Origin of the sequence: Pseudomonas sp. B22(2017) (genome assembly GCF_002113105.1) — a bacterium.
GTDB lineage: Bacteria > Pseudomonadota > Gammaproteobacteria > Pseudomonadales > Pseudomonadaceae > Aquipseudomonas > Aquipseudomonas asiatica.
In genome coordinates this window covers 39100-51927 of record NZ_NEJN01000017.1, presented here as the reverse complement: position 1 = coordinate 51927, position 12828 = coordinate 39100, and the positions used below count along the sequence as shown (strand labels likewise).

The following is a 12828-nucleotide window of genomic DNA, read 5'->3' as shown; positions in this document are numbered from 1 at the left end:
CAGGAACTCCACAGGTCTGAAGACTGTGGGTTCTCTGTGGGAGCTGGCTTGCCGGCGATAGGGCCAGTAGAGACAACCCAAAACCAAAAGGATCGAGACATGACCAGCACCCAGCACACCGATGTGGTCCAACGCCAGTTCGGCGAACAGGCCAGCGCCTACCTCAGCAGCGCCGTGCACGCCCAAGGCAGTGAATTCGGCCTGCTGCAAGACGCGCTGGCAGGGCGGGGCCATGCCCGCGTGCTCGACCTTGGCTGCGGTGCCGGTCATGTCAGTTTCCACGTCGCCCCTCTGGTTGCCGAAGTGGTCGCCTACGACCTCTCGCAAGCCATGCTCGACGTGGTCGCCAGTGCCGCCGCCGAGCGCGGCCTGGCCAATATCACCACCGAACGCGGTGCGGCCGAACGCCTGCCGTTCGCCGACGCCTCGTTCGACTTCGTCTTCAGCCGCTACTCGGCACACCACTGGAGCGACCTGGGGCTGGCCCTGCGCGAAGTGCGCCGAGTGCTCAAGCCGGGTGGCGTGGCGGCGTTCATCGACGTCATGTCGCCGGGCAGCCCGCTGCTCGACACCTACCTGCAAACGGTCGAAGTACTGCGCGACACCAGCCACGTGCGCGATTATTCCGCTGCCGAATGGCAACGCCAGGTCAGCGAGGCTGGCCTGCATGTACGCAGCCACACCCGCCAGCCGCTGCGCCTGGAGTTTTCCAGCTGGGTCGAGCGCATGCGCACCCCCGAGCCAATGCGCGTGGCAATTCGCCAATTGCAGCAAGCGATGGGCGAAGAAGTACGGCAGTATTACCAGATCGAGGCCGATGGTTCGTTCAGCACCGATGTGCTGGTGTTGTGGGCCGAGCGTTAAGAACTTTTCGGTGGGGCCCGCTTGGCCGCGCCGCGTGAATGGATAGAGGAAAGCATGAGCAAGCAGATTCTGATTCTCCCAGGTGACGGTATCGGCCCGGAAATCATGGCCGAGGCGGTCAAGGTGCTGGAGCTGGCCAACGACAAGTTCCAGCTCGGTTTCAACCTGGAGCACGACGTGATCGGTGGCGCCGCCATCGACAAGCACGGTGTGCCGCTGGCCGACGAGACCCTGGAACGTGCGCGCAAGGCCGATGCCGTGCTGTTGGGCGCCGTGGGCGGGCCGAAGTGGGACAAGATCGAACGGGACATCCGTCCCGAGCGCGGCCTGCTGAAAATCCGTTCGCAACTGGGCCTGTTCGCCAACCTGCGCCCGGCCATCCTCTACCCGCAACTGGCCGATGCCTCGTCGCTCAAGCCAGAGATCGTTTCCGGCCTGGACATCCTCATCGTCCGTGAGCTGACCGGCGGTATCTACTTCGGTGCCCCGCGTGGCCAGCGCGAGCTGGAAGGCGGCGAGCGCCAGGCCTACGACACCCTGCCGTACAGCGAAAGCGAAGTGCGCCGCATTGCCCGTGTCGGCTTCGACATGGCCCGCGTGCGTGGCAAGAAGCTGTGCTCGGTGGACAAGGCCAACGTCCTGGCTTCCAGCCAGCTGTGGCGTGAAGTGGTCGAGGACGTGGCCAAGGACTACCCGGATGTTGAACTGAGCCACATGTACGTCGACAACGCCGCCATGCAGCTGGTGCGTGCGCCCAAGCAGTTCGATGTGATGGTGACCGACAACATGTTCGGTGACATTCTGTCGGATGAAGCTTCCATGCTGACCGGTTCCATCGGCATGCTGCCTTCGGCGTCGCTGGATGCCGACAACAAGGGCATGTACGAGCCGTGCCACGGCTCGGCGCCGGACATCGCAGGCCTTGGCATCGCCAACCCGCTGGCGACCATCCTGTCGGTGTCGATGATGCTGCGTTACAGCTTCAATCAGTCGGCTGCCGCCGAGGCGATCGAGAAGGCCGTGAGCCTGGTCCTGGACCAGGGCCTGCGCACCGGCGACATCTTCTCGGAAGGCTGCCGCAAAGTTGGTACGCAGGAAATGGGCGACGCAGTAGTCGCAGCGCTGCGGAATCTGTAATCTCTCTGGCCCGCCACCCAAAATTCCCGGTGGCGGCCCACTTTTAGCAAAGGTGTAGTTGCGATGAAACGTGTAGGTCTGATCGGTTGGCGCGGTATGGTCGGTTCCGTGCTCATGCAGCGGATGCTGGAGGAGCAGGATTTCGACCTCATCGAGCCGGTGTTCTTCACCACCTCCAATGTTGGCGGCCAAGGCCCGAACGTGGGCAAGGATACAGCACCGCTCAAGGATGCTTATTCGATCGAAGAACTCAAGACCCTCGACGTTATCCTGACCTGCCAGGGCGGCGACTACACCAACGAGGTCTTCCCCAAGCTGCGTGAAGCCGGCTGGCAGGGTTACTGGATCGACGCCGCCTCGTCCCTGCGCATGCAGGATGACGCGGTGATCATCCTCGACCCGGTCAACCGCAAGGTCATCGACCAGCAGCTGGACGCGGGTACCAAGAACTACATCGGCGGCAATTGCACCGTCAGCCTGATGCTGATGGGCCTGGGTGGCCTGTTCGAAGCCGGCCTGGTCGAGTGGATGAGCGCCATGACCTACCAGGCGGCCTCGGGTGCCGGTGCGCAGAACATGCGCGAGTTGATCAAGCAGATGGGTGCTACCCATGCTGCCGTCGCCGATGACCTGGCCAACCCGGCCAGCGCCATCCTCGACATCGACCGCAAGGTTGCCGAGACCATGCGCAGCGAAGCGTTCCCGACCGAGAACTTCGGCGTGCCACTGGCTGGCAGCCTGATCCCGTGGATCGACAAGGAACTGCCGAACGGTCAGAGCCGTGAAGAGTGGAAGGCCCAGGCCGAGACCAACAAGATCCTCGGCCGCTTCAAGAGCCCGATCCCGGTCGACGGCATCTGCGTGCGCATCGGCGCCATGCGTTGCCACAGCCAGGCGCTGACCATCAAGCTGAACAAGGACGTGCCGCTGGCCGACATCGAAGGCATGATCAGCCAGCACAACCCTTGGGTGAAGCTGGTACCTAACCAGCGTGAAATCAGCATGCAGGAGCTGAGCCCGACCAAGGTTACCGGCACCCTGAACATCCCGGTTGGCCGCCTGCGCAAGCTGAACATGGGGTCCCAGTACCTGGGCGCGTTCACCGTAGGTGACCAGCTGCTGTGGGGCGCGGCCGAGCCGCTGCGCCGCATGCTGCGGATTCTGTTGGAGCGTTGATCGCTCCGGCCTGACCGAAAACCCGCGCTGGCGACAGCGCGGGTTTTTTTATTTCCGATCCATCCCGGCCGGCCCGGCTCTTCTCTGCTTTCGCTTTCGCTTTTGCTTTTGCTTTTGCTTTTGCTTTTGCTTCTAGGCGCGCGATAGTTCAGGCGCCGCCGATTGCGACTTCAGGAGGCCGAGCGAAGGGATTGCGGAGGGAGGTGACGGGCATGGATGCCCGTCGAGCGCTGAGGCCCCATGGATGGGGCCTGCAGCGCGTACTCCCGGGAGCAAGCCCGTAGCGAGGGGACCCCGGAGCGTAGCGCAGGGGCCGGATGATGGGAGCCGACGGTTTTTGGTTCCTTTTTGCCACGACAAAAAGGGACCCGCCGTAAGGGCGGAAAGGTGACTTGGCGCCACCATCGCGAATGAATGTCTACTCGATGCGAATGCCCACATCCAAAAGCCAAAAAGCCAAAAAGCCAAAAAGCCAAAAAGCTTAAGCGACGGTTTTGATATGGCGAACAGTCCGTTTGCGATGGCGACGCTGATTCACCTTTTCGCCCTTACGGCGAGTCACTTTTTGTCAAACGCGACAAAAAGTAACCAAAAAACGCTGCGCTCCCATCATCCGGCCCCTCCGCTACGCTACGGGGTTCCCTCGCGCCGGTCTTGCTCCCGGGAGTACGCGCTGCAGGCCCCATCCATGGGGCCTCAGCGCTTGACGGGCATCCATGCCCGTCACCTCCCTCCGCAAGACCTCTGCTCGGCCTCCTGAAGTCGCGAAGATCAAGATCAAGATCAAGATCAAGAGCAAGATCAAGAGCAAGAGCAAGAGCAAGAGCAAGAGCAAGAGCAGCGCAGCGCAGCTCTAGGTTTGGGCCAGCACAGACAAAACTCTACAATCCGAGTAAAGTGCCGCCCCCCCGCCGTTTTCAGCAAAAGGATCCCTTCCATGACACACCCTTTGGACATCGCCGTCGTCGGCGCCACCGGCAGCGTCGGTGAAGCCCTGGTGCAGATCCTCGAAGAACTGGATTTCCCGGTCGCCACCCTGCACCTGCTGGCCAGCATGGAATCGGCGGGCAGTAGCGTGATGTTCGCCGGCAAGAAGCTGAAGGTACGTGAGGTGGACAGCTTCGACTTTGCCCAGGTCAAGCTGGCCTTTTTCGCCGCAGGCGCCGCAGTCAGCCGAAGCTTTGCCAGCAAGGCGCTGCAGGCAGGTTGCACGGTCATCGACCTGTCCGCTGGTCTGGACGACGCCCTGGCCCTGGTGCCCGAAGCCAACGCCGAACGCCTGGTTGACCTGGCATTACCCGCGCGCATCGTCAGCCCGTGCTCGGCCGCGGTTGCCCTGGCCGTTGCTCTGGCACCGCTCAAGCGCCTGCTGGATATCGAACGGGTGCAGGTGATGGCCGCACTGGCGGTGTCCGCACAAGGTCGGGAAGCTGTCAACGAACTCGCCCGGCAAACTGCCGAGCTGCTCAATGCCCGGCCCCTGGAACCGCGCTTCTTCGATCGCCAGGTGGCGTTCAACATGTTGGCCCAGGTCGGTGCAGCCGATGTGCAAGGCCACACCGCCCTGGAGCGCCGCCTGGTCGGCGAGCTGCGTGTGCTGCTGGGCCTGCCTGAACTGAAGATTTCCGTGAGCTGCGTTCAAGTCCCGGTATTTTTCGGCGATAGCTTCAGTGTGGCGGTACAGAGCCGTCGCCCGGTCGACCTGGAGGCGGTCAACCAGGCCCTCGAGGCGGCTGACAGCGTCGAACTGGTGGAGCGCGACGATTATCCAACTCCGGTAGGCGACGCAGTAGGCCAGGACGTGGTCTATGTTGGTCGTGTACGGCATGGTGTTGATGAAGACCAGCAACTCAACCTCTGGCTGACCACCGACAACGTGCGCAAAGGCGCCGCGCTCAATGCTGTGCAAGTGGCGCAATTGTTGATTAAACACATGCCGTAAAAGATACTGGCGAGCACTATTGTCCTGCTCTGCATGCAGGTTTCAGGACGCTTCATACAAGGGAAGAGGTCATGCTTCGAATTCGCAAACTGGTTCTGGCCATGGCTGCAGCATCGGCGCTGTCGTCGGGCATGGCGAATGCCCTGGGCCTGGGGGAACTGACCCTCAAATCGGCACAGAACCAGCCCCTGGACGCCGAGATCGAACTGCTCGACGTGCGCGACCTCACCGCTGCCGAAGTGGCACCGAGCCTGGCGCCGCCGGAAGATTTCAGCAAGGCCGGGGTGGCATTCCCAACCTACCTCGAAGACCTAACCTTCACGCCGGTGATCAACCCCAACGGCAAGAGCGTGCTGCGTGTTACCTCCAGCCAGCCGCTGCCGGAGCCGGTGGTAAAGTTCCTGGTCCAGGTGATGTGGCCGCAGGGCCGCCTGCTGCGTGACTACAGCGTGCTGCTCGACCAGGCCAAGGCCCAGGGCGACAAGCCTGCGGCAGGCAATGTCGCGCCAGCGGTGACCGCTGCCGGCAGCTATACCACCCAGCGCCGGGACACCCTGTGGCAGATTGCCGCGCGCAATACCCAGGGTGGTTCGATCCAGCAGACCATGATCGCGATCCAGGCCCTGAACCCGGACGCTTTCATCGGCAACAACATCAACCAGCTGAAGGTTGGCCAGGTGTTGCGCCTGCCCGACCAGCAGCAGATCCAGAACATCCCGCAGAGCGAGGCGACCGCCGAGGTGGCCGAGCAGTATGCTGCCTGGCGTGAAGGCCGTCGCCTGGGCCCGCGTGCCCGCCAGCTGGACGCCACCCGCCGCGGTGCTGCCGAGGCAGCTCCGGCGCGTATCGCCCAGGGCGACAACCTGCGCCTGGTCAGCCCGGGCAACCAGGCCGGTGCCGACCAGGCCAAGGCCCTCAATGACAAGCTGGCGGTGGCCCAGGAAAGCCTGGACACCAGTCGTCGCGACAACGAAGAGCTCAAGAGCCGCATGGCCGACCTGCAGAGCCAGCTGGACAAGCTGCAGCGTCTGATCGAGTTGAAGAACAACCAGCTGGCCCGCCTTGAAGCCCAGGGGGCGGCTGCACCGGCCGAACCGGTCGCCAAGCCTGCGCCTGCCGCCGTCGATACCGCACCCAAGCCGGTGCCCGCCGCCGAGGCCGCACCTGCCGGTCAGCCTGACAGCGTGATCGACGAAATCATGGGCAACCCGCTGCTGCTCGGGCTGATTGCCGGTAGCGCCTTCCTCGTACTGCTGCTTCTGCTGCTGTTGCTGGCGCGCAAGCGCAAGGCCCAGCAGGAGGCTGAAAAGCACCTGCGCATGGCGCGGGCGCTGGAAGAAGAGCAGGGCGCAGGCTTTGACAGCGATAGCGCAAGCTTCGATGGCGTGGAAGTCTCGGCGCCGAGCGTAACCCTGTCGCCGGCCGTGGTCGCCGCTTCGGCTGCCGCCGCCACTGCCGCGGAAAAAACGGCGGCACCCGCTGTCGAAGCGCAACCTGAACCGCAAGCCGACCCCCACGCCGCTTTGCTGGCGGAAGTCGAGCAGTGCGTGGCCGAAGGCCGCCTGAACCGCGCTACCGACCTGTTGGAACCTGCCGTGGCCGCCGCGCCGCAGCGTGACGACCTGCGCCTGAAACTGATGGATGTGTACGCCCGCCAGGGTGACCAGAGCGCGTTCGTCGAGCAGGAGCGCAAGTTGCCGGCCAGTGAGCAGAACAGTGCAGCGGTTGCCGGGCTGAAAGAGCGCTACCCGGCCATGCTCGGCCTGGCTGCTGCCGGCCTGGGCGCGGCGGCCCTGGCTGCCGAGATGGATGAGCAGTACGTGCAGGAGCTGTTGCAGGATCAGTCTGATACGCCAGTGGTTGCCGATGTAGCGCCGGAGGAAGTGCCGGCGGTCGAGCCAGAGGTGGCGATTGAACCAGAGGCCGTTGCCCTGGCGGAACCTGAAGCAGCGCTCGAACCCGAAGTTGACCTGGATGCTGAGCTGGATGCCTTCGATGAAGTGCCGACCCTCGATGCGCCGGGCCTGGACGAGCAGGACCTGGACAGTGCCTTCGACCTGAGCCTGGGTGACGACCTGCCCGAGCAAGACCCGCTGGCAGCGCCGCTGCTGGACGAATCTGTGGCCCAGCAACCTGTAGTCGAAGAGCCGGTACTGGATGAACCTGTGCTGGAATCGGTTCAGCCGGAAGACGAGCCGTTTGCGGTGGACGCGGAGCTACAGGCCGACGCTGACGCCGAATTCGAGGCCATGCTGGCGCAGGCCGAGCCACAGCCCGCTGTGGACCTGTCCGACTTCGACCTCGACATCAGCGAGCCGGTTGCCCCGGCCGCCCCGGCTGCGGTCGACGAAACCCCGGTGGATGTCGCCGCCGAGTTGGCTGCCTTCGACAGCGAGCCAGCGTTCGACCCGCTTTCCGAGTTCGATCTGCCATCCGACTTCGATCTTTCGCTGTCGCTGGAAGACGATTCGCCGGCAGCCAAGAGCTTTACCTCGGAGCTGGACGACGTCAACGCTGAGCTGGACAAGCTGTCGCAGAGCCTCGAGTCGCCGTCGCTGGAGCCGCATTTCACCAGCGAGGATGCGGCTGCCCAGCCCGAGCCCGAGCCACTGGACGACCTGGACTTCGACTTCTTCTCCGGAAGCGACGAAGTGGCCACAAAGCTTGACCTGGCCCGCGCCTATATCGACATGGGCGACAACCAGGGCGCACGCGACATTCTCGATGAAGTGGTCAAGGATGGCGACGACAGCCAGCGTCAGGAGGCCGAGGACATGCTCTCCCGGTTGGTCTGAAAGTTGGAGCCAATATTGGCTCCAGCGCGGTCATTGTGGGAGCGGCCTTGTGTCGCGATAGGGCCGCAAAGCGGCCCCAGGATTTCAGTCATACCGCCAATATCGCCGGGGCCGCTATGCGGCCCTATCGCGACACAAGGCCGCTCCCACAGCCCTACACGGCTGCCGTTGTCGTTATAATCCCCGCCATTCCGTACACCCCCACAGGTTTCATGTTCTTGGACATCATCGACACCGCCGCCGCCGAGTCCGCGGCCGAAGGCTACTCCCGCATCGCCCTGGGCGTGGAATACAAAGGCGCGCGCTACCGTGGCTGGCAGCGCCAGGCCAGTGGCGTGCCCAGTGTCCAGCAGGCCCTGGAGCAGGCGCTGTCCAAGGTGGCCAACGAGCCCATCTCGGTAATCTGCGCCGGGCGCACCGACGCCGGTGTGCATGGCTGCGGGCAGATCGTGCACTTCGACACCCGCGCCGTGCGCGATGAGCGCGCCTGGACCATGGGCACCAACTTCAACCTGCCCCATGACATCAGCGTGGTCTGGTCGCGGCCGATGCCGGCCGACTTCCATGCCCGCTTCAAGGCCTGCGCCCGGCGTTACCGCTACGTCATCTACAACGACCCGATCCGCCCGGCCCACCTGGCCGAGGAAGTCACCTGGAACCACCGCCCGCTGGATGTCGAACGCATGGCCGAAGCCGCGCAGTACCTGCTTGGTACCCATGACTTCAGTGCCTTCCGCGCGAGCCAGTGCCAGGCCAAGTCGCCGATCAAGCACATCTACCACCTACGCGTCACCCGCCATGGCCAGATGATCGTGCTGGACGTGCGCGCCACGGCTTTCCTGCACCACATGGTGCGTAACATTGCCGGTGTACTGATGACCATCGGTGCCGGAGAGCGCCCGGTCACCTGGGCGCGTGAGGTGCTGGAAGGGCGCAACCGCCGCGAAGGTGGGGTCACGGCGCACCCATACGGCCTCTACCTGGTGCAGGTGGAGTACCCCGAGGAGTACGCGCTGCCCAAGCGTTACATCGGTCCACACTTTTTGACCGGTTACGAAGCATTGGCAGACTGACGGGCGAAAAGTCATTTGCTAACATCCGGCCTTTCACCGTCACAAGCAGGGTTCGCTGTCCATGAGCAATGTTCGCAGCAAGATCTGCGGGATTACCCGCATCGAAGACGCACTGGCCGCTGCCGAAGCGGGGGCCGATGCCATCGGCTTCGTCTTCTATGCCAAGAGCCCGCGCGCCGTGGACGTGCGCCAGGCGCGGGCGATCATTGCCGAGCTGCCGCCGTTCGTGACCACGGTCGGTTTGTTCGTCAATGCTTCGCGCTGCGAGCTGAACGAGATCCTCGAAGTGGTTCCGCTGGACCTGCTACAGTTCCACGGCGACGAAACCCCACAGGACTGCGAAGGCTACCACCGCCCCTGGATCAAGGCCCTGCGCGTACGCCCGGGCGACGACCTGGAGGCGGCCTGCCGGCTTTACGCTGGTGCCCGCGGCATTCTGCTGGACACCTACGTGCCGGGCGTACCCGGAGGCACCGGTGAAGCATTCGACTGGTCGCTGGTACCTGCGCGCCTGAGCAAGCCGATCATTCTGGCGGGCGGGCTGTCTGCCGACAACGTCGGCCAGGCCATCGCCCAGGTGCGGCCGTACGCGGTGGATGTCAGTGGCGGCGTGGAGCAAGCCAAGGGCATCAAGGATGCGGCGCAGATCGAGGCCTTCATGCGTGCGGTGAAACAGGCGTGATGGCAGATGTGACGGCTGGCTGCGCGCCATCGTCCATAGCTTTCGCAGCCCTGCGGGGCAGCCGCCTGCGCCTGTGGCGGCAACACAACACATTAGCGGTGGGGTGGCGCGCTGGTAGTCCCGGCGGCCGGTCCATCATCGTTTCATAAAGATTTTGAGCTCAAGGGCAGGGTAGGGCCGGCGACACCGGACCACGCCTGCCAATACTGGAGAAAGAAAGCATGAGCAACTGGTTAGTCGACAAACTGATCCCTTCGATCATGCGTTCCGAGGTGAAGAAGAGCTCGGTGCCTGAAGGCCTGTGGCACAAATGCCCGGCCTGCGAGGCCGTGCTGTATCGTCCGGAGCTGGAAAAGACCCTGGATGTCTGCCCCAAGTGCAACCACCACATGCGCATCGGCGCACGTGCGCGCATCGACATCTTCCTCGACGCCGATGGCCGTGCCGAACTGGGCGCCGACCTGGAGCCGGTCGATCGCCTGAAGTTCCGTGATGGCAAGAAGTACAAGGACCGCCTGGCTGGCGCGCAGAAGCAAACCGGCGAGAAGGACGCCCTGATCTCCATGAGCGGCACCCTGATGGGCATGCCGATCGTGGTCAGCGCCTTCGAGTTCTCGTTCATGGGCGGCTCCATGGGTGCCATCGTCGGCGAGCGCTTCGTGCGCGCGGCCAACTATGCCCTGGAGCACCGCTGCCCGATGGTCTGCTTCTCCGCCTCGGGCGGTGCACGCATGCAGGAAGCGCTGATCTCGCTGATGCAGATGGCCAAGACCTCGGCCGTGCTGGCGCGCCTGCGCGAAGAAGGCATCCCGTTCATCTCGGTACTGACCGACCCTGTGTACGGTGGTGTCTCCGCCAGCCTGGCCATGCTCGGTGATGTGATCGTCGGCGAGCCGAAGGCACTGATCGGCTTCGCCGGCCCGCGCGTGATCGAGCAGACCGTGCGCGAGAAGCTGCCGGAAGGCTTCCAGCGCAGTGAGTTCCTGCTGGAGCACGGCGCCATCGACCTGATCATCTCTCGTGGCGAGCTGCGCCCGCGTCTGGCCCGCCTGCTGGCGCAGATGACCGGCCAGGAAACCCCGGAGCAAGCGCGTGAGGCGGCTGCCGTCGCGTGATGAAACAACGATCCCTGGGCGAATGGCTCGCCTACCTCGAGCAGTTGCACCCCTCGGCCATCGACATGGGCCTGGAGCGGTCGCAGAAGGTGCTTGCCCGGCTGGCGCTGGGCAAGCTGGCGCCACGTGTGGTGACGGTGACCGGCACCAACGGCAAGGGCTCGACCTGTGCCTTCGTGGCCTCGCTGCTGCGTGCCCAGGGATTGAAGGTTGGCGTGTACAGCTCGCCGCACCTGTTGCGTTATAACGAGCGGGTGCTGATCGATGGCCAAGAGGCCAGCGATGAGCGCCTTTGCGAAGCCTTCGCCGCCGTCGAGGCGGCGCGGGGCGAAATTTCCCTGACCTACTTCGAGATGGGCACTCTGGCCGCGTTCTGGTTGTTCTACCAGTCGCAGCTGGATGCCGTGGTGCTGGAGGTGGGGCTTGGTGGCCGCCTGGACACCGTGAACGTGGTGGATGCCGACCTGGCCCTGGTGACCAGCATCGGCGTCGATCATGTCGATTACCTGGGTGATACCCGCGAGCTGGTGGCCTTCGAGAAGGCAGGCATCTTCCGTCAGGGCAAGCCGGCACTGTGCGGTGACCTGGATCCGCCTCAGCCGCTGCTGGACAAGGCCGCCGAACTGGCTGCGCCGCTGTTCCTGCGTGATCGTGACTTCGACCTGGCCATTGCCGATGGCAGCTGGAACTGGCGGGGTACTGCGGCTGATGGAGCGCCGGTAGAGCTGCTTGGCCTGCCTTTGCTCGACCTGCCCATGGAAAACGCCACGCTGGCCCTGCAGGCCTACCTGCTGATGGGTCTGCCCTGGGACGCCGGGCAGATTCGCCAGGCGCTGCTGGATACCCGAATCACGGGTCGCCTCGACCGTCGCCAGCTGAGCTGGCAGGGCAAGCCGGTGGAACTGTTGCTGGATGTCGGGCACAACCCGCACGCCGCGGAGTACCTGGCCCGGCGCCTGGCGGCCCGGCCGCTGAAGGGGCGCCGCCTGGCGGTGTTCGGCCTGCTCGCCGACAAGGACCTGGACGGTGTTGTCGCGCCGCTGCAGGGGCTGGTCGACGACTGGGCAGTGGCGCCACTGGATACCCCGCGCAGCCGCCCGGCTGCGGAGCTGGCCACGGCCTTGACGAACGTCGGCGCCGCGGTGAAGTCTTATGCCAGCGTCGACGCTGCCCTTGAAGGGCAATGCGCGCAGGCAACGGCAGATGACCAGATCTTGCTGTTCGGTTCGTTTTTCTGTGTTGCCCAGGCACTGGAATGGCTGGCGCGGCACGCCCAGGAGGGTGGAGTAGATGGCAGTGCTGGATAAAGGGATGAAACAGCGCATGGTGGGTGCGTTGGTGCTGGTGGCGCTGGCGGTGATTTTCCTGCCGATGCTGTTCACCCGCGAGGACGAGATGCGTCAGGTGCGCGTCGATGCCCCGCAGGCGCCGGCCATGCCAAGCCTGCCGGAAGTGAAGGTGGAGCCGGTCGCCGTGCCGGAGCCGCAGGCCATTGCGCAAGAGCCGCAACAGCCACCGGTGGTGGTGGACGAGTCCACCGCGCCGGCGAGCACGCCCAGCCAGCCGATTGCACCGTCACCGCAGACCCAGCCTCAAGTGCAGGTGCAGCCCCAGCCTCAGCCTGCCAAGCCGCAGGCGCCTGTGGCCAAGGTCGAGCCTCAGCCGGCAGCCAAGCCGGCCGCACCGGCGGCGCCATCGAAGATCGACGTCAATGGCCTGCCGGTCAGCTGGTCGATCCAGTTGGCCAGCCTGTCCAACCGTGCCGGGGCCGAAAAGCTGCAGCAAACCTTGCGTAGCCAGGGTTACAACGCCTATATCCGCTCGGCGGGTGGCATGAACCGCGTGTACGTGGGGCCGCTGATCGAGCGGGCCGAGGCCGAGCGCGTGCGCGACGCCATCAACCGCCAGAACAGCCTCAAGGGTTTCGTGGTGCGCTTCCAGCCTGAGCGCAGCTGAGTCTGGCTGACTCGGGCCCTTGTAGGAGCGGCCTTGTGTCGCGATCGGGCCGCATGGCGGCCCCGGCGATTTTGGCTGTGTCCGAGAC

The 12828-nt window shown here is 64.5% G+C and carries 11 protein-coding genes; all 11 read left to right on the top strand.

The genetic code is table 11. The features are described 5' to 3' along the window. Positions 1-99 precede the first annotated feature (99 nt). The 11 genes from CAG18_RS24185 to CAG18_RS24130 all read left to right on the top strand — a co-directional run bounded on the left by CAG18_RS24185 (position 100) and on the right by CAG18_RS24130 (position 12740). Positions 100-864 carry a class I SAM-dependent methyltransferase gene (locus CAG18_RS24185; RefSeq protein WP_015269432.1) on the top strand — a complete coding sequence of 255 codons (765 nt, stop codon included), beginning with the start codon at positions 100-102 and terminating at the stop codon, positions 862-864. Between the two features lie 54 nt (positions 865-918). After that, positions 919-2001 carry a 3-isopropylmalate dehydrogenase gene (gene leuB / locus CAG18_RS24180; RefSeq protein ID WP_015269433.1) on the top strand — a complete coding sequence of 361 codons (1083 nt, stop codon included), beginning with the start codon at positions 919-921 and terminating at the stop codon, positions 1999-2001. A gap of 63 nt (positions 2002-2064) precedes the next feature. Next, entirely contained in the window at positions 2065-3177 is a 1113-nt protein-coding gene (gene asd / locus CAG18_RS24175; protein WP_003260268.1) for an aspartate-semialdehyde dehydrogenase, read from the top strand. 716 nt (positions 3178-3893) lie between these two features. Continuing rightward, on the top strand, positions 3894-4034 hold the full coding sequence (locus CAG18_RS27030; protein WP_158090335.1) for a hypothetical protein: 141 nt from the start codon (positions 3894-3896) through the stop codon (positions 4032-4034). Positions 4035-4114: 80 nt separating this feature from the next. Continuing rightward, positions 4115-5119, top strand: a complete 1005-nt coding sequence (locus tag CAG18_RS24160; RefSeq protein WP_085721712.1) for an aspartate-semialdehyde dehydrogenase — start codon at positions 4115-4117, stop codon at positions 5117-5119. Between the two features lie 71 nt (positions 5120-5190). After that, positions 5191-7914, top strand: coding sequence for a FimV/HubP family polar landmark protein (locus CAG18_RS24155; protein ID WP_085721711.1), 2724 nt, complete (start codon positions 5191-5193; stop codon positions 7912-7914). A gap of 212 nt (positions 7915-8126) precedes the next feature. Continuing rightward, positions 8127-8987 carry a tRNA pseudouridine(38-40) synthase TruA gene (truA, locus tag CAG18_RS24150; protein ID WP_085721710.1) on the top strand — a complete coding sequence of 287 codons (861 nt, stop codon included), beginning with the start codon at positions 8127-8129 and terminating at the stop codon, positions 8985-8987. A 61-nt stretch (positions 8988-9048) separates the two neighbouring features. After that, positions 9049-9669: a phosphoribosylanthranilate isomerase gene (locus CAG18_RS24145; protein WP_085721709.1), complete on the top strand. Its 621-nt coding sequence runs from the start codon at positions 9049-9051 to the stop codon at positions 9667-9669. Positions 9670-9890: 221 nt separating this feature from the next. Beyond that, positions 9891-10784 (top strand): acetyl-CoA carboxylase, carboxyltransferase subunit beta, encoded by an 894-nt coding sequence (gene accD / locus CAG18_RS24140; protein ID WP_013971609.1) that lies wholly within the window; start codon positions 9891-9893, stop codon positions 10782-10784. Then, positions 10784-12091 carry a bifunctional tetrahydrofolate synthase/dihydrofolate synthase gene (gene folC, locus CAG18_RS24135; RefSeq protein ID WP_085721708.1) on the top strand — a complete coding sequence of 436 codons (1308 nt, stop codon included), beginning with the start codon at positions 10784-10786 and terminating at the stop codon, positions 12089-12091. The genes accD and folC overlap by 1 nt, the downstream gene beginning before the upstream one ends. After that, a complete protein-coding gene (locus CAG18_RS24130; protein WP_085721707.1) occupies positions 12075-12740 on the top strand; it encodes an SPOR domain-containing protein in 666 nt (221 codons plus the stop codon). The genes folC and CAG18_RS24130 overlap by 17 nt, the downstream gene beginning before the upstream one ends. Positions 12741-12828: the final 88 nt, after the last annotated feature.

Bases quoted from the DNA above. Each gene is read 5' to 3' on its own strand.
- CAG18_RS27030 (WP_158090335.1), top strand. From the start codon at position 3,894: ATGCCCGTCACCTCCCTCCGCAAGACCTCTGCTCGGCCTCCTGAAGTC.
- CAG18_RS24145 (WP_085721709.1), top strand. From the start codon at position 9,049: ATGAGCAATGTTCGCAGCAAGATCTGCGGGATTACCCGCATCGAAGAC.
- folC (WP_085721708.1), top strand. From the start codon at position 10,784: ATGAAACAACGATCCCTGGGCGAATGGCTCGCCTACCTCGAGCAGTTG.
- accD (WP_013971609.1), top strand. From the start codon at position 9,891: ATGAGCAACTGGTTAGTCGACAAACTGATCCCTTCGATCATGCGTTCC.
- CAG18_RS24185 (WP_015269432.1), top strand. From the start codon at position 100: ATGACCAGCACCCAGCACACCGATGTGGTCCAACGCCAGTTCGGCGAA.
- truA (WP_085721710.1), top strand. From the start codon at position 8,127: ATGTTCTTGGACATCATCGACACCGCCGCCGCCGAGTCCGCGGCCGAA.
- CAG18_RS24160 (WP_085721712.1), top strand. From the start codon at position 4,115: ATGACACACCCTTTGGACATCGCCGTCGTCGGCGCCACCGGCAGCGTC.
- asd (WP_003260268.1), top strand. From the start codon at position 2,065: ATGAAACGTGTAGGTCTGATCGGTTGGCGCGGTATGGTCGGTTCCGTG.
- CAG18_RS24155 (WP_085721711.1), top strand. From the start codon at position 5,191: ATGCTTCGAATTCGCAAACTGGTTCTGGCCATGGCTGCAGCATCGGCG.
- CAG18_RS24130 (WP_085721707.1), top strand. From the start codon at position 12,075: ATGGCAGTGCTGGATAAAGGGATGAAACAGCGCATGGTGGGTGCGTTG.
- leuB (WP_015269433.1), top strand. From the start codon at position 919: ATGAGCAAGCAGATTCTGATTCTCCCAGGTGACGGTATCGGCCCGGAA.